The sequence below is a fragment of the Sphingobium sp. HWE2-09 genome (assembly GCF_035989265.1).
Lineage (GTDB): Bacteria > Pseudomonadota > Alphaproteobacteria > Sphingomonadales > Sphingomonadaceae > Sphingobium.
Genome location: NZ_JAYKZX010000001.1, coordinates 226084 through 240215 on the forward strand (window position 1 = coordinate 226084; position 14132 = coordinate 240215).

Consider the following 14132-nt stretch of genomic DNA (forward strand, 5'->3'; position numbering starts at 1 on the left):
AGTCATGTGAATCTAAAGTTCGCGGCATAAGGTTTGCTCGGTTTTCTGGCAGAAACGCTTGACCGAGGCGAGGATTTCGTCGGCCGACTTGGTCCATTTATATGGCTTTGGGTTCTCGTTATGGCGATCGATGAAGGTCAAGATATCGGCTTCGAGCTGGCCGGTTGAGCGGTGGACGCCGCGCTGGAGCTGCTTTCTGGTCAACTCCGCGAACCAACGCTCGACCTGATTGATCCAGGACGCCGATGTCGGCGTGAAATGCACATGATAGTGCGGACGGCGGGCAAGCCAGGCCCTAACCTTGGCCGTTTTATGAGTAGCGTAATTGTCCATGACGATGTGAACATCGAGCCCGTCGGGGGTCGACTGGTCGATCTGCTTGAGGAAGTCGAGAAACTCGGTCGCGCGGTGCCTTTTGTAGCACTTGCCGATGACGAAGCCCGAGGCGATGTCGAGCGCTGCGAACAATGATGTCGTTCCGTGCCGTACATAGCTGTGGGTGCGACGCTCGGCGATGCCCGGCATCATGGGTAGCACCGGCTGCTCGCGGTCGAGCGCCTGGATCTGGCTCTTCTCATCGACGCTGAGCACGATCGCGCGGGTCGGCGGCGATAGGTAAAGCCCGACGATATCGCGCACCTTGTCGACGAATAGCGGGTCGCTCGACAGCTTGAAGGTCTGGCTACGATGTGGCTGCAACCCGAAGGCGTTCCACATTCGGCGGATCGTCGTATGCGAAAATCCTGTCTCTGCTGCCATCGACCGGATCGACCAGTGCGTGGCGTCGGCAGGCGTCGAACGCAGCGTCCGCTCGATGACCGCCGCGACCTGATCGTCATCGATCGTGCGCGGCCTGCCGGGGCGTGCTTCATCAAGCAGCCCATCGATACGATCGGCCAAAAAGCGCCGACGCCACTTACCCACCGTATGCTCGTGAACGCCCAGTTCGGCCGCTACGACCTTGCTCTGCAAACCGTCGGCGCAGCGCAGAATAATCCGGCATCGTTCCGAGAGCGAGCGTGACACCCGGTGCCGCCGCACCTGTCGTTCAAGATATGCGCGCTCTTCCGCCGTCACCAACAACGGCTCAATCGGCCGACCCTTCGAAAATGCGTTCGCCATTAACGCCTCCCTTTCGGAAAACGCCTTATACAATGTTACTTACTTCAGTTCCAGATGACTAGTCATGTGAATCTAAAGTTCGCGGCATAAGGTTTGCTCGGTTTTCTGGCAGAAACGCTTGACCGAGGCGAGGATTTCGTCGGCCGACTTGGTCCATTTATATGGCTTTGGGTTCTCGTTATGGCGATCGATGAAGGTCAAGATATCGGCTTCGAGCTGGCCGGTTGAGCGGTGGACGCCGCGCTGGAGCTGCTTTCTGGTCAACTCCGCGAACCAACGCTCGACCTGATTGATCCAGGACGCCGATGTCGGCGTGAAATGCACATGATAGTGCGGACGGCGGGCAAGCCAGGCCCTAACCTTGGCCGTTTTATGAGTAGCGTAATTGTCCATGACGATGTGAACATCGAGCCCGTCGGGGGTCGACTGGTCGATCTGCTTGAGGAAGTCGAGAAACTCGGTCGCGCGGTGCCTTTTGTAGCACTTGCCGATGACGAAGCCCGAGGCGATGTCGAGCGCTGCGAACAATGATGTCGTTCCGTGCCGTACATAGCTGTGGGTGCGACGCTCGGCGATGCCCGGCATCATGGGTAGCACCGGCTGCTCGCGGTCGAGCGCCTGGATCTGGCTCTTCTCATCGACGCTGAGCACGATCGCGCGGGTCGGCGGCGATAGGTAAAGCCCGACGATATCGCGCACCTTGTCGACGAATAGCGGGTCGCTCGACAGCTTGAAGGTCTGGCTACGATGTGGCTGCAACCCGAAGGCGTTCCACATTCGGCGGATCGTCGTATGCGAAAATCCTGTCTCTGCTGCCATCGACCGGATCGACCAGTGCGTGGCGTCGGCAGGCGTCGAACGCAGCGTCCGCTCGATGACCGCCGCGACCTGATCGTCATCGATCGTGCGCGGCCTGCCGGGGCGTGCTTCATCAAGCAGCCCATCGATACGATCGGCCAAAAAGCGCCGACGCCACTTACCCACCGTATGCTCGTGAACGCCCAGTTCGGCCGCTACGACCTTGCTCTGCAAACCGTCGGCGCAGCGCAGAATAATCCGGCATCGTTCCGAGAGCGAGCGTGACACCCGGTGCCGCCGCACCTGTCGTTCAAGATATGCGCGCTCTTCCGCCGTCACCAACAACGGCTCAATCGGCCGACCCTTCGAAAATGCGTTCGCCATTAACGCCTCCCTTTCGGAAAACGCCTTATACAATGTTACTTACTTCAGTTCCAGATGACTAGGCGGCGTGGACAAATTGCCTAAAGGCGCGCTTTCCAAGTGTCTTCGGGATATTTGATGATTTGTCGCCGCCATATCCAAACGGCGAAAACAAACATGATTAAAGATCCGGCCCGACTTGGCGGCGCGCATGTGCGGCAGCACGGCACGGGTGACATTGAGCAGTCCGAACATGTTGGTGCGATAGACCGCCTCGACCTCGGCATCGCTGGCTTCTTCGACCGCACCCATCAAGCCGAAACCGACATTGTTGAACAAGACGTCGATCTTGCCGAATTTGGCGATGGCAGCTTGCGCTGCGGCGTTGGCCTAAGATTCGTCAGTGACGTCGAGCGCGACGGCTAGGAGGTTGGGATGTTCGCCGAAGCGATCGATGATCTGCGGCGGACTGCTGGCGGTCGCGACGACCGCATCACCCTGTTGAAGGGCAAGGTTGGTGACGAGGGCGCCAAAGCCGCGCGAGGCACCAGTGATGAACCAGATTTTCAATGAGAATTTCCTTTCAGCTTGGCCGGTGCCGGGAGGTCCGCTCGGCTCGAATACTGAAATAGCGCGGAACGATTGGCTGGATGATCCGACGAATAGTTCGATCCGTGCTGAGTGAGTTCATTAATTGGGTTGATGGGCAAAGAGACGGGCCGTGCAGCTTGCGCCCACGGCCCGTAGGTGTTTGATCATGACGAGATGGTGATCAGCCTTGCGGATCGATCGCCGTGGCAAAGGTCAGCTCCATTTCCCTAGCGAGAAGACCGGGAAACCGGTCCATCATCGCCTTGGTGTAGGACTGCTCGAAATGGGCATCGAGGTCGGCACGTGATTTCCAGGTCTCGTAAATTATCCAGGCATTGGGATCGTCATTGTGGCGGTGGAGCACATAGCCGATCGCACCTTCTTCCTTGAGGGTCGGGGCGACGAGCGCCTTGAGGCCGTTGCCGAGGTCTTCGGAGTCGCGGTTCAGGCGGCCGGATAGACCGCCTCCCAGGCGGCGTTCGGATCGTTGGCGAGGGTCCAGAAGACATCGGCCGCGCCGTTGGCTTCGTTCGAACCGGGGCTGACCAACGTCGCGACGGTCGCGATGCGGATGCGGATGCCCTGTTCGGCCAATGGTTCAGCAAGCCCCTGCACCATGTTTTGCCAGCGCCGAGGACGGCCCAGTCGGCGCTGGGGTGAACGCCAAGGCCACCGCCCGTGACGAGGATGGTGCCGCCGCGCGAACCGAAGCTTTCGGTGGCCGCGCGGATGGTGTTGATCCCGGCGGTGACATCGATCGCGATGTCGCTGGCGATCTCGGCATCAGTCATCGAGAAGAGATCCTGGTTGCGCACGACGCCAGCATTGAAGTGGACGGCGGTCAGGCCGCCGGTCAGGGCCTTGGCGACGGCGACGCGGAGCGCGGCCGGATCGGTGGCGTCGGCGGGCACCGCATGTGCGGTGATGCCGTCGGCTTCGAGTTCGGCGGTAAGGTCGGCGAGCCGGGCGGCGCTTCGGCCGGTCAGCACGATCTGCCAGCCTTCGCGGCCGAACTTGCGGGCAACCGCCTGGCCGATGCCGGGACCGGCGCCGATGATCATGATAAACTCGGACATGATGAGGTTCCTTTGCGTTTGGGGGAGCGGGCCGCCCCTCACGCGAGGGACTGCCGGTCAGATTGCGGGGGAGATCAGGCGAGCACCTCGGCCAGCTCGATCAGATTGCCGAACGGGTCGCAGAAGAAGGCCAGCTTGCGGCTGATCGCCTCTAGCACGAACGGCTCGGTGACGATCGTGACGCCACGGCTGCGCAGCCTCTCGACAGTGTCTTCGACGCTGTCGACGTTCAGGCAGAAGTGGTGATAGCCCGCCCAGCCGAGGCTGCTGCCGAGGTCGGTATAGGGCCGCACGTCCTGCGGCTGCGGATCGCCGCCGCTGAGGATCTCGACATAGAAATGATCGTCGGTCACCGGCGCAACATAAGCAAGCTGCTCGTCGGCATAATCCCATTTGGCGACCACGCGGAAGTCGAGCGTGCCGACATAGAAGTCGAGCGCGGTCTGAAGGTCCGGCGTGCGCACCGCCACATGGTGGCCGCGCATGTCGACGAAGGGCGAAGCGCTGTTGTGTGCGGGAGGAATAAAGTCAGCCATGATGAAAGTCCTTTCTTGAGTTCAGGCGGTTTGAGGGTGCGTCGGGGGGATCACTCGGTCGGCGTGACGCGCGCCCAGAGGTCGTTGAAAGCGATGGAATCGAAGAAGGCGTTGGCCTCGACCACGCGGCCGGACTTCATGCGGAAGAACCAGGCGTAAGTGTTCGTGTAGGGTTTGCCGTCCTTCGCGGTGCCGACGGCGTCGAACAAGATGACGACCCGATCGGCTTGCGCCGTAATGCTGCGGACATTGGGCTTGATGCCGACCGACATGCGGGCGTTGAACGGGCGGATCACCTCGGCAAGGAAGTCCTCCTTGGTCGGGTAGCGCTTCGAGGCCACGCTGTTGCCCTCGATCGTCCAGCTGGCCTCATCGGCGAGCAGTTCGAACGGGTTCCCGGTGCCGACCTTCCACGCGTCGAACTTGGCTTCGACGGCGGCCTTGTTCTGAGCTGAGGTCTGCGCTTCCGCGCGGGGCGAAAGAGCGAGGATGGCGACGCTGGCAGCGGCGAAGCCAAGAGTGAAGCGCGCGGCAAAGGGCGCCCAGAAACGGGTGTTGCTGGCGATGGGTTTTCTCCGGTGATAGTGGGAGCGGCGGAAGGGCGCCGCCGCTCCAGGGGGTGGGCTTAGATTTCAGCGTCCCAGGCGGCAGCCTGCGCTTCCTTCAGCATGTCCTCGACCGCCTTGGGGCTGACGTTGCGGACCTTGCCGGTGTCGGCAGGCACGATCGCGATCATGCGGTCGATCTGTTCCTGCGCGTCCATATGGCCCATCGGGCTGGCAAGCAGCGCATCGAAGGTGGCGCGCAGGTCGGCCGGGTTTGTGAAGTTCTTGTCGCCATCGAGCCAGCGGAAAGCAGTGTCTGCCATCGTCTCGTTATAGCCGGTGTAATAGGCACCCGGGTTGATCGTCTGGACCTTGATCCCGAAGGGTGCGACTTCCTGGGCGATCGCTTCGGCGATCGCTTCCAGCGCGTGCTTGGTCGAGACATAGGTGCCCCAGCCTGCGGGCGTGAACAGCCCGCCCATCGACGAGGTGAAGACGATCTTCTTGCCTTTTCCGCTTGTCGCGACCCAGCGTTTGATGAACGCCTGCGTCAGCTCCAGCGGCTTGAAGACGTTGATCTCGTAATTCTTGCGGACCAGATCGAGCGGGATTTCGGATACCGGGCCGCTCTCGCCATAGCCGGCGTTGTTCCACAGGATGTCGATATCCAGCTTCGCGATGAAGGCCATGTCATAGGGGTCGGTCAGGTCGAGTTTCTCGACGCGCAGATTGTCGAGGCCGAGCTTGGCAACCTTTTCGCGCAGCGCTGCCACCTGGGGCGAGATCTGCGCCGTCGCGATAATGTTGTGGCCGGCCTGCGCCATGCCGATCGCAGCGGCCTCGCCGAAGCCCGAACCGGCGCCGGTGATGAGGATGGTCTTGGTCATGTCGAATATCCTTCCATGTTTGCGTGAGGGTTGGTCGCGAGGTTGAGAGTTCAGCCGATGAGCGCGGCGACCGCGGCTTCGGCGACGTCGAGATCCTGGGAGGGAGCGCCGCCCGACACGCCGATCGCGCCGATGACGCTGCCGTCGAGAGTGACCGGGAGGCCGCCGGGAAAAGGCATCAGCCCACCATTGCTGGCTTCGAGATTGTGGGCCGGGGCACCGGGCTTGCAGTAATCCCAGACCGCTTCGCTGCTGATCTGGAACAGCGCAGAGGTGCGTGCCTTGCCGATCGAGAGATCGATCGAGCCGAGCACCGCGCCATCCATCCGGGCGAAGGCTTTGAGATGGGCGGCGGCATCGAGCACCGCGATGTTGACGGCGATACCGAGATCACGGGCGCGGGCTGCGCCGGCGGCGATCATCGCATTGGCCTGTGCAATCGTGAGGGTCATCGTCTTGCTCCTGTTTGCCGGTGTCCGGCTGACAGGAGCTATTTGCGCTGGTTTGATCATCGAGATTAGACGATGAGTATTCCGATCAGTACTGAGTGAGAATCAGTAATGCGCAAGACCGATCTTTCCGAGCTTGCCGCGTTCGATGCTGTCGCGCGCCATAAAAGCTTCCGCCGGGCGAGTGAGGAGCGCGGCGTCACGGCATCGGCGATCAGTCATGCGGTCAGCAATCTGGAGGCGCGGGTCGGCATCAGGCTCCTGAACCGCACGACGCGCAGCGTGTCATTGACCGATGCCGGGGCGATGCTCCTGTCGCAACTGTCTCCGGCCTTCGGGGATATCGGCTCTGCGCTTAATGCCCTAAACCAGTTCCGCGACACCCCGTTCGGCAAGGTGCGGATCAACGCGCCGAACTCGATCGCGCCGTTCGTGCTGGGGCCGATGATCGGACCGCTGATCGCCGCCAATCCCAATCTCGAGTTGGAGATCGTCGCGACCGATCGGCTGGTCGATATCGTGGAGGAAGGGTTCGATGCCGGTGTCCGGCTCGGCGAAAGCCTGCGAGACGGCATGACCGCGGTGAAGATCAGACCGCGCCTGAAATTCGCGGTGGTGGGCTCGCCAGCGTATTTCGAACGGCGCCCAGTGCCAAAAACTCCGGCCGACCTGTCCGATCATATCTGCATTCGCAATATGTATCCGAGCGGGGTCGGCTATCCGTGGTCGTTCGGCCGCAATGGCGAGGAGATCGATGTCGAGGTCAAAGGCCCGGTCGCGCTCCACGATCACGAACTGATGATCGAAACCGCACTCGCCGGGGTAGCGCTGGCATATGTCTGGGAAGATCGCGCGCAGCCTTATGTCGAGAGTGGGCGGCTGGTGTCCTGTCTTGCCGACTGGATCGTGCCCGAGGACTGGCTTTACCTCTATTATCCCACGCGGCGGTATATCTCGGCGGGACTGCGCGCTGTTATCGATTCTCTCAAGGTAACAAGCAGTTGACGCACAAGAGCGGCTTTATAAGGTTCACGCGATGCTTCGCTGGAACAGCGCACTGCATGATCGTCGAGAATAGCTGCAGCACCGGGGCGCGCTAACGGCGCAAAGCCGTGCGACCGATATCGACAGCCATGGCCGCGCTTCCTTCGCTCACTCCACGCGCTGCGGGTTGCGGCCCTTTCAGCAAGTCGGGGAAAGTGCCCGTATAACCGCCGTCGCAAGAACCCTTGGAAAGGACCAAGTGCTGTGTGCCATCCTTTCGGCAACAGGTGCCTGAGCACGCGACGCTTGGACCCGATCCAGCCTCTTGGCGGTCCCAAAGCGTCACGAAGAGGTGGACGCCGATCAGCCCCGCTAGCTGGCCGACGAAGCGGACTGGTATGCCGTCAACCTCAAGATCCTCAAGCGTAAGCTTCGAACCCGCAGGCGGGGCGAGCTCAAGCCTGAAGACGCGGCTCGTCGCCGAACCCTTCTCCGCGGACAACCGTCAACCAGTCATCGGTTCGCCATCCTTGGTGAACACCCGCTGCGTATCAAGGCCGGAGATGTAAAGGCCGACCGGCTTGGCCAGCGTGTAGCGCTTGCCCGCCTTGACCTGGAGGTAGCCCTGGCGGGAAATCAACGGGTCGCTGTTGCGGTTGGGGTTGCCGCCCTCGCAGCAGCACAGCAGCTCTTGGAGACAAGCGTCATGCCATCGCCTTTGAGGCGCATGATTGCCGAGACGCCGGCCAGATTGACGTCGGCGCTCAGCGAGTTCGCGCGGTGGGAGAGGTGCACGATTCCAGGGTTGATGTTGTAGCGATTGCGGGGGTTGAAGGCACCCGGCTCCGCGACGGTGATGCGCGATCCGTCCGTGCGCCGGCGGTAAATGCCGTTGATCGCGCGAAGGTCGTCGACGCGGATGGTGCGATCCTCAGTGAAATCGCGATACAGCTCGAGCACACGGCCCTCGTTATGCTCGAAGAGGGAGATGAAATAGTCATAGCCTTCGGCGACGAAGATCGCCTTGCTAAGCTTGCCCTCGCTATCGCGGCGGCCGGTCCATTCGAGATACGCGTCCTGCCGATCGCGAACAGGGAGGTGAAGAACAGCATCGTTCCGGTCAACGAACTGGCCTGGGCGATGATCCTCGTCGCCGATATGTTCGGCAGCTCGCTGTGAACCATCTGAATCGCCCTCAACGCTCGGGAACTCGGACCACAGCCCCCGCCGCTTCACGGCTCTAGGAAAGGCGTTCCAAGACGAGATCGGAGTGGTGTGCCCGGCCTGCTCCGGCAGGGCGGTGGTGGGATCGATGTATCCGAGCGTCGGCGCGTGCGCCGCGATTTCCGTCGAGATGACGGTAGAGGGATCTTGTTTGCCGACGATGGCAGCTACCAGGTCGCGCACGATCCCGCTCGCTTCTCTGGCCATGACCGAGTGCCAGACTTTAGGATCGCTGAAGTCGCGCGTGTTCCCTGGTGCGTCGAAGAACCACTCTGCCATTGCCTCATCCCCTCTGCTCAGCGGTTACGTACCCCGTTAGGTATCCTGCAGTGCAGACAGCACCTTGGCCGCGTCGACGCGGCCCTAACCGTAGAGCCGGCTCCAGCCCCGATCGTCATAACCACCGTTTGCTTCGTCGATCTGCTGGCTCGTTCGGCGCAGGACGTCCTTGATCTCATCGCGAGTGAGGCCGGGTCGCTGCGCAAGCATCAGTGCGACGACCCCCGCAGCGCCGGGACATGCGCTCGACGTCCCGCCAAAGTTGTCCGTGTAGAGGCCGTCCAGGTCGATGCCCGCGCGGCCCGGGTTGTACCCAGCAGCGCCCCCACGATCCGTCGTCCAAATACCCTTGGTCAGTGGAGCTGGGCGCCCGGACACGGCGTGTTCGAAGTCGTTGCTGGGGAAACTGCACCAGACCGCGTCGCCATAGTCGCTATAGCAGCTCCGCACACCTCGATCGTTGCAAGCGGCGATGGCGATTACGCCCTGGTAGCTGGCGTAGCCGTCGTAGCGGACATCCTCGTTGCCGTTGCCCGCGGCGAACAGAATCACGCAGCCGAGTCCGCATCGCCCGCGCGAGTTCGCGTAGTCGATTGCCAGACGCGTGCTCACGGGAATAGGCCACGGCGTCGTGTGGGCCAGGTCATCGGGCTCGTTCTAGCGTCCATCGGGCGGCCTCCAAGAGCATGAGATGATATCGGCCCCGTGATCAGACGCCTATTGGAATGCTTGCGCCTCCTGCTCGGACCCCAAAGCCGAGGACAGGCGGATTGGCATGAGCTTTGAATCGGGCGCGACGCCCGACGCGCCATGCGCGCCGCTGGCGCAGGCTACTCCGGCGCACGCCGTCCCATGATTGTCGGGGTAGAGGAGGCTCGGATCCTTGGGCCGGGGATCATCGCTATCGAGGCTCGCATCGCGAGGGGCTACAATCTTATCGGCGAACTCCGGATGATCGACATCCACGCCATCGTCGAGGATGGCGATCGTCACCCCGCGGCTGGTGGAGATTCGGTGCGCCGCTGCGACATTAGCATTGGCGCTAACCGCCACGCCGTTCACCGTGGCGTCGGCAAGGTGCCATTGCTGCGGGAAGGTCGCTTGGCCACGCGTTGGCGGATGATCTCCGGATGCGCAAATTCGACATCGTCGCGCTCGAGTAGCCGCTCGGGGATCTCGAAAATACGCCGACCCGCGCCGTCCGCAGACACGAAGAAGGCGTTGATCGCGTAGTCGACCTTGTGCTTGAGCGCGAGCTCGTGTTCCGCGATTGTGGCGAGGCATCGCTCCCCGGGCACTTCGTCGCCAAATTTGACGAAGAGGTTCTCGGTGTACACGACTGGATTGCCCACTTCGTCGACCAGCACCCTTCCCGCGAACCGTACGTCTTGATGACCTTCGATGGCAGCCTTGGTCGACAAATAGGTCTTTCCTGGCATCTGCCGCACCCGGTAAAAGCCCACGTTCGCTTCCGGAAAGCTCACCACGAGCGCAGCGTCGGGTAGCTCCAGTTCGAGCGGACCAAGCACCGGCGGCGAGCGGCGAGCCACAGGGCGCGTCGTGCGGACCGCGATGAACTCATCGGTCTCGTTGAGAACCGTCGCAGGTTCGTCTTTTCGTCCGAATCTTACCGATGGCATGCCAGCGGCTCTCCGCTGAAAGGCTGTGAGTTACGCGCTACAATGCATAGGCGACTTGCCATTGCCGACCTTGCTCAGTGAATACGCGGCGAAGAGATGCGTCAATCCCCGGATTTTAGGCTGATTCGACAATCACGGCCAGAAGCTGAAGGAAGTGAGATAGAGGCCGGCGAGGTAATTGGCTGGGATGCGCTCGGACCGGGTAGTGACATTGGCTGATTACAGTCAAGCTAATGCCGTACTTGCGCCCCTCCTTGGCGAGACGCTCCGCCTATTTCCGCGCCGCTTCGCACGTGGGATCGTTGTTGGACGGGTAAATGTGCGCCTTTCCGTCGCCGCCTAAGCCAGGCGAACCATGATCGTCCGTAAAAAAGCTACAAGGGGCTGCCCTGTGAGATTGCGATCCATCTTTGGATAAGCCGAGCGGTTGTGACACCTGCTAAACAGGCGCTTTTTGCCTCCCCACAGCTGAAAGCGGCATATCAGCAAGCAGCCCAGATGTCATCGAGGCAACCCGCTCCGCCCATACAGCTCTTAATCGCACGCATCGCCCGAAAAGCTTGCTGTCCGGCTTGGTCTATTGCGGCTGCTGCGGCGGTCCTTATTCCCTTCGCGGGCAGGGGCGGTTTGCCTGTTCGAACCATGTTGATACCAAAAGCTGCTCGAACGGGCATAGCATCACGCGTGACAAACTCGAAGCGCGCGTCCTTGATGGTCTGCGCGATCGGATGATGACCCCGGATGTCGCAGCAGAGGCCATTCGGACCTATGTCGAGGAGAGCAACCGGATCAACTACCAGCGCCGCGCGTCGGAAATCGCCGATCGAACTGATCTGCAGAAGGTTCTCAAGGCGATCAACGGCCTTGTGACACTCGCGAAGGAAGGCAAGGGCACACGCGCGCTTGTCGATGAGCTACTGGAGTTGGAAGGCCAGGAGGATGCGATCCGCGCTCGTTTGGCTGCGGCCCCTGCTGACGTGCCTGACATCCATCCCAACATCTCCGAGATTTATCGGCGCAAGGTCGAGCGACTGACGCAGGCGCTATCACAGCCGGAGGAGCGCCAGGAAGCCGCCGATGCGTTGCGGGCACTGATCGAGCGGATCGACCTCACGCCCGGCGCTAAGCGCGGTGAGGTCAACGCCATGCTCTATGGCGAGTTTGGCCGGATCCTGGAGTGGATCGAACAGCGTCGATTGGTCGATAATGCAAAAAGCCCCGACGCTTTGGCGTCGGGGCTTTTTGGAATGTCGGTTTCGTTGGTTGCGGGAGTAGGACTTGAAGTCATTGCGCACGATATTGAAAAATAGAAAATTTTTTGAAATTACATTTTATGAAGTTCAACGTTACCACCAACAGTCTAATTGAACTTCATGAGACCATTTGAACCGTTATTGTTCCGATGTCAATTTTTGTCATAACGAGATCGAGATTTATCGTGCAAATGCGCCGCGATCAGTGCTATCGAGAGGATGAAGACAAAGCTTTTTATGCGGTTTGGCTAAGCCATTCCTGCATCATCCCTCTCATGGCTGAAACACGGGTTCGATTCCCGTAGAGGTCAACATTGTATTTCAGGGGCTTATCTCTTGAAGCTGAGATGAAATCTCGCACTTCTCCACTTTTTATCTTTTTAACGGTCCTGGACGTCCTCGGATATCCCCGGGCATTTAGCCCCTCAACGCACAGTCTCTGGCTACATCGCCAGATCACGTTAGGCTGACGGGGCCTGCGACCGCCGACGCTCAATTGCAGCCCGCAGGCTAGAGAAGATTATTAAAGTGGAGCTGCCGTCCTTCGCGATCTCCAACTCACCTGCCTTTATCAACTCATAGATTCGCGAGCGACTAAGGCCCGTGGCAGCTACAGCGGCGGGAGTACGCACCGAGATCGGCTCTATCTTGGGAGGAGCCTTCGGTTCAGGTGCAATATCAGCGGCGATCGGAAATTTTACGAACTTTCGCACTAAGGCAACTCCCATTCGAGCGCCTGGATGCGTGATGAAAATACATTTGTTCCGCGAGAATGGAAGCATCATTTCGCCCACCCGTCGTAATCCCATAATGATCGGAAAACTGGCGCTTTCGTCAAGCCTCGCTATTTTGACCATCCACCTGAGCAGCAAGACGTTTGCCAACCTTGAAGAACGGCCGGGCCTTCGCCGGAATGCTGACTGTTTCACCAGTCTTGGGATTGCGCCCTTGGCGGGCATCGCTTGCCCGTGCACTGAAGGTGCCAAAGCGGCGAAGCTCGACCCGGCCGCCCTCGCTTAGCTGGTCGATGATCGACTGGAAGAAGATTTCGACGATCTTCTCGACGTCGGGCTGCGTCAGATTCGGACTGTCGTCCATCAAACGAGCAACCAAGTCAGATCGAACTATGCTTGTTTTCTTTACCCCCAAAAGTCGGAATTTCCTGCCAAAACGCGGGCTGGGCAACCATCGCTCACCGGGTTCTGCGCCGCCGAACCGTAACCTCCAGCCGAACCAACTCGGCCGCTAAGGCGCCCACGCGCAAGAGGTCGACGGGTGCTGTGGCGTTCAGTCGTGAAAGTGCCCGATCGAAGATCGCAACGCAGGGGTCACCGGTCAGCCGCGACGAAAATATGATGCCGTCCACGCTCGCCCGCTTGTGAATCGCCTCGGCAAAATCCTGCCCCGCATGATGCGACCGGCTGCCCTTGGCATCGGTATCGATGCCCATTTCATAAGCCGCAGCGCCCGTCAGATCGACCAGCATCAGCGGGGCGGACGTCGAGATTTCCGTTGCGAGCAGGCTGGCGAGATAAGGGCGATAAAGGCATCGGCGCTCCTTGCCGACGAAGCGGTCCCGGATCACGGCTTCAGCCAGGGCGGTTGGAAAATCCTGCGCGGCATAGAGCGTTCGGAACGCCCCGCTGGGACTGGAGAACCGGCTCGTGCCAAAACCCGCGCCGGCCGGGGTTGCACGATGCCGATCGGGGATTATTCGCGGCCAGCCTGTCAGTTCGACCGGTCCGATACGCGCTTCGATGCGCCGCAGATCGAGCTTCACTGATAGTCCAGCGCGCCTTCCGCCGCGCGAACCACATCCTCGATCTTGCCCTTGCGCAGACGATCCATGGGCGCGGCGCCGTCGGTATAGGGGTTAGGGGTCACGAGCCAGTCCCAAGCCGTTTCATCGTCGCTGAAATGTGCGCGTACGCGGTCCAGCCCCTCGACGGGCGCGCGTCGATCAAACTGCCGTGTGGGATAGACATAGTTGCGAACGCCCTTGCGCAGTGCGAGGATCTTGTGCGCTCGACGCCAATTATCGAGTGAAGCCCGAGCAACTCCCAGCGCTATTGCCATCTCCCCCGCCCCGAGCGTCTCGGTTGCCGGTCGGTGGCTGGGGTCATCCTCAACCGTGATGGCATCGAGCCGGGACTGCCCTTGTGCTTCGCTGACGAGCTTGCCGAGACCGCCGCCCGCCAACTTGCGCGTTGCCGGAGAATTGCTAGCCGCTTCCAGAACTTTGCGCGCCAGACGCTCGGGATCGGGACTTGAACGCTGGAGCATGTTCGCCAATTTAAGCAGGGTTGATCCGCTCAAGGCGTCGAGAAAGGATGCCACGACATCGCGGGCATCCTGGCGGTTGGTAATCTGCGACTGGGCCATATT

The 14132-nt window shown here is 60.8% G+C and carries 17 protein-coding genes and 2 pseudogenes; 2 read left to right on the forward strand and 17 right to left on the reverse strand.

What is annotated here, in order from left to right; genetic code table 11:
* Positions 1–12: 12 nt before the first annotated feature.
* From U5A89_RS00980 to U5A89_RS01025, 10 genes and pseudogenes are all read right to left on the reverse strand, one after another.
* Positions 13–1122, reverse strand: coding sequence for an IS630 family transposase (locus U5A89_RS00980; protein WP_338159360.1), 1110 nt, complete (start codon positions 1120–1122; stop codon positions 13–15).
* A 72-nt stretch (positions 1123–1194) separates the two neighbouring features.
* Positions 1195–2304, reverse strand: a complete 1110-nt coding sequence (locus tag U5A89_RS00985; RefSeq protein WP_338159360.1) for an IS630 family transposase — start codon at positions 2302–2304, stop codon at positions 1195–1197.
* Between the two features lie 39 nt (positions 2305–2343).
* Positions 2344–2658 (reverse strand): annotated as a pseudogene (locus U5A89_RS00990) (SDR family NAD(P)-dependent oxidoreductase); the annotation flags it as partial.
* A gap of 15 nt (positions 2659–2673) precedes the next feature.
* The gene (locus U5A89_RS00995) at positions 2674–2853 is read right to left on the reverse strand and encodes an SDR family oxidoreductase (RefSeq protein WP_338159361.1); all 180 of its coding nucleotides are present in this window, start codon (positions 2851–2853) and stop codon (positions 2674–2676) included.
* A 202-nt stretch (positions 2854–3055) separates the two neighbouring features.
* On the reverse strand, positions 3056–3322 hold the full coding sequence (locus tag U5A89_RS01000) for a putative quinol monooxygenase (RefSeq protein WP_338160130.1): 267 nt from the start codon (positions 3320–3322) through the stop codon (positions 3056–3058).
* A complete protein-coding gene (locus U5A89_RS01005) occupies positions 3219–3950 on the reverse strand; it encodes an SDR family oxidoreductase (protein WP_338159362.1) in 732 nt (243 codons plus the stop codon). Before U5A89_RS01005 ends, U5A89_RS01000 begins: the two co-directional genes overlap by 104 nt.
* Before the next feature lie 74 nt (positions 3951–4024).
* Positions 4025–4486: a VOC family protein gene (locus tag U5A89_RS01010; RefSeq protein ID WP_338159363.1), complete on the reverse strand. Its 462-nt coding sequence runs from the start codon at positions 4484–4486 to the stop codon at positions 4025–4027.
* Positions 4487–4536: 50 nt separating this feature from the next.
* Positions 4537–5052, reverse strand: coding sequence for a nuclear transport factor 2 family protein (locus tag U5A89_RS01015; protein ID WP_338160131.1), 516 nt, complete (start codon positions 5050–5052; stop codon positions 4537–4539).
* A gap of 59 nt (positions 5053–5111) precedes the next feature.
* Positions 5112–5918 carry an SDR family oxidoreductase gene (locus U5A89_RS01020; RefSeq protein ID WP_338159364.1) on the reverse strand — a complete coding sequence of 269 codons (807 nt, stop codon included), beginning with the start codon at positions 5916–5918 and terminating at the stop codon, positions 5112–5114.
* A gap of 50 nt (positions 5919–5968) precedes the next feature.
* Entirely contained in the window at positions 5969–6370 is a 402-nt protein-coding gene (locus U5A89_RS01025; RefSeq protein WP_338159365.1) for a GlcG/HbpS family heme-binding protein, read from the reverse strand.
* 108 nt (positions 6371–6478) lie between these two features.
* Here U5A89_RS01025 and U5A89_RS01030 point away from each other — a divergent pair, with 108 nt between their 5' ends.
* Positions 6479–7372, forward strand: coding sequence for a LysR family transcriptional regulator (locus tag U5A89_RS01030; RefSeq protein ID WP_338159366.1), 894 nt, complete (start codon positions 6479–6481; stop codon positions 7370–7372).
* Between the two features lie 484 nt (positions 7373–7856).
* On the opposite strand, the gene U5A89_RS01035 is transcribed toward U5A89_RS01030, so the two are convergent.
* The 4 genes and pseudogenes from U5A89_RS01035 to U5A89_RS01050 all read right to left on the reverse strand — a co-directional run bounded on the left by U5A89_RS01035 (position 7857) and on the right by U5A89_RS01050 (position 10494).
* Complete coding sequence (locus U5A89_RS01035; RefSeq protein WP_338159367.1) at positions 7857–7991, reverse strand: hypothetical protein; 135 nt, start codon at positions 7989–7991, stop codon at positions 7857–7859.
* Positions 7988–8854, reverse strand: coding sequence for a hypothetical protein (locus U5A89_RS01040; RefSeq protein WP_338159368.1), 867 nt, complete (start codon positions 8852–8854; stop codon positions 7988–7990). The genes U5A89_RS01035 and U5A89_RS01040 overlap by 4 nt, the downstream gene beginning before the upstream one ends.
* 84 nt (positions 8855–8938) lie before the next feature.
* Positions 8939–9916 (reverse strand): annotated as a pseudogene (locus tag U5A89_RS01045) (S8 family peptidase).
* On the reverse strand, positions 9913–10494 hold the full coding sequence (locus U5A89_RS01050) for a hypothetical protein (protein WP_338159369.1): 582 nt from the start codon (positions 10492–10494) through the stop codon (positions 9913–9915). The pseudogene U5A89_RS01045 and the gene U5A89_RS01050 overlap by 4 nt, the downstream one beginning before the upstream one ends.
* 560 nt (positions 10495–11054) lie before the next feature.
* Between U5A89_RS01050 and U5A89_RS01055 the strand changes: the two genes are divergently transcribed.
* Positions 11055–11804 carry a recombinase zinc ribbon domain-containing protein gene (locus tag U5A89_RS01055; RefSeq protein ID WP_338159370.1) on the forward strand — a complete coding sequence of 250 codons (750 nt, stop codon included), beginning with the start codon at positions 11055–11057 and terminating at the stop codon, positions 11802–11804.
* Positions 11805–12581: 777 nt separating this feature from the next.
* Here U5A89_RS01055 and U5A89_RS01060 read toward each other — a convergent pair.
* From U5A89_RS01060 to U5A89_RS01070, 3 genes are read right to left on the reverse strand one after another with little or no spacing between them, the layout of a single operon-like run.
* Positions 12582–12932 (reverse strand): HU family DNA-binding protein, encoded by a 351-nt coding sequence (locus U5A89_RS01060; protein ID WP_338159371.1) that lies wholly within the window; start codon positions 12930–12932, stop codon positions 12582–12584.
* A gap of 7 nt (positions 12933–12939) precedes the next feature.
* Entirely contained in the window at positions 12940–13527 is a 588-nt protein-coding gene (locus U5A89_RS01065) for an RES family NAD+ phosphorylase (protein ID WP_338159372.1), read from the reverse strand.
* Positions 13524–14129 carry an antitoxin Xre/MbcA/ParS-like domain-containing protein gene (locus U5A89_RS01070; protein ID WP_338159373.1) on the reverse strand — a complete coding sequence of 202 codons (606 nt, stop codon included), beginning with the start codon at positions 14127–14129 and terminating at the stop codon, positions 13524–13526. The genes U5A89_RS01065 and U5A89_RS01070 overlap by 4 nt, the downstream gene beginning before the upstream one ends.
* Positions 14130–14132 lie beyond the last annotated feature (3 nt).

Coding starts and splice junctions, on each gene's coding strand:
- U5A89_RS00980 (WP_338159360.1), bottom strand. CDS start 1,122: ATGGCGAACGCATTTTCGAAGGGTCGGCCGATTGAGCCGTTGTTGGTG.
- U5A89_RS00985 (WP_338159360.1), bottom strand. CDS start 2,304: ATGGCGAACGCATTTTCGAAGGGTCGGCCGATTGAGCCGTTGTTGGTG.
- U5A89_RS01005 (WP_338159362.1), bottom strand. CDS start 3,950: ATGTCCGAGTTTATCATGATCATCGGCGCCGGTCCCGGCATCGGCCAG.
- U5A89_RS01010 (WP_338159363.1), bottom strand. CDS start 4,486: ATGGCTGACTTTATTCCTCCCGCACACAACAGCGCTTCGCCCTTCGTC.
- U5A89_RS01020 (WP_338159364.1), bottom strand. CDS start 5,918: ATGACCAAGACCATCCTCATCACCGGCGCCGGTTCGGGCTTCGGCGAG.
- U5A89_RS01025 (WP_338159365.1), bottom strand. CDS start 6,370: ATGACCCTCACGATTGCACAGGCCAATGCGATGATCGCCGCCGGCGCA.
- U5A89_RS01030 (WP_338159366.1), top strand. CDS start 6,479: ATGCGCAAGACCGATCTTTCCGAGCTTGCCGCGTTCGATGCTGTCGCG.
- U5A89_RS01040 (WP_338159368.1), bottom strand. CDS start 8,854: ATGGCAGAGTGGTTCTTCGACGCACCAGGGAACACGCGCGACTTCAGC.
- U5A89_RS01050 (WP_338159369.1), bottom strand. CDS start 10,494: ATGCCATCGGTAAGATTCGGACGAAAAGACGAACCTGCGACGGTTCTC.
- U5A89_RS01070 (WP_338159373.1), bottom strand. CDS start 14,129: ATGGCCCAGTCGCAGATTACCAACCGCCAGGATGCCCGCGATGTCGTG.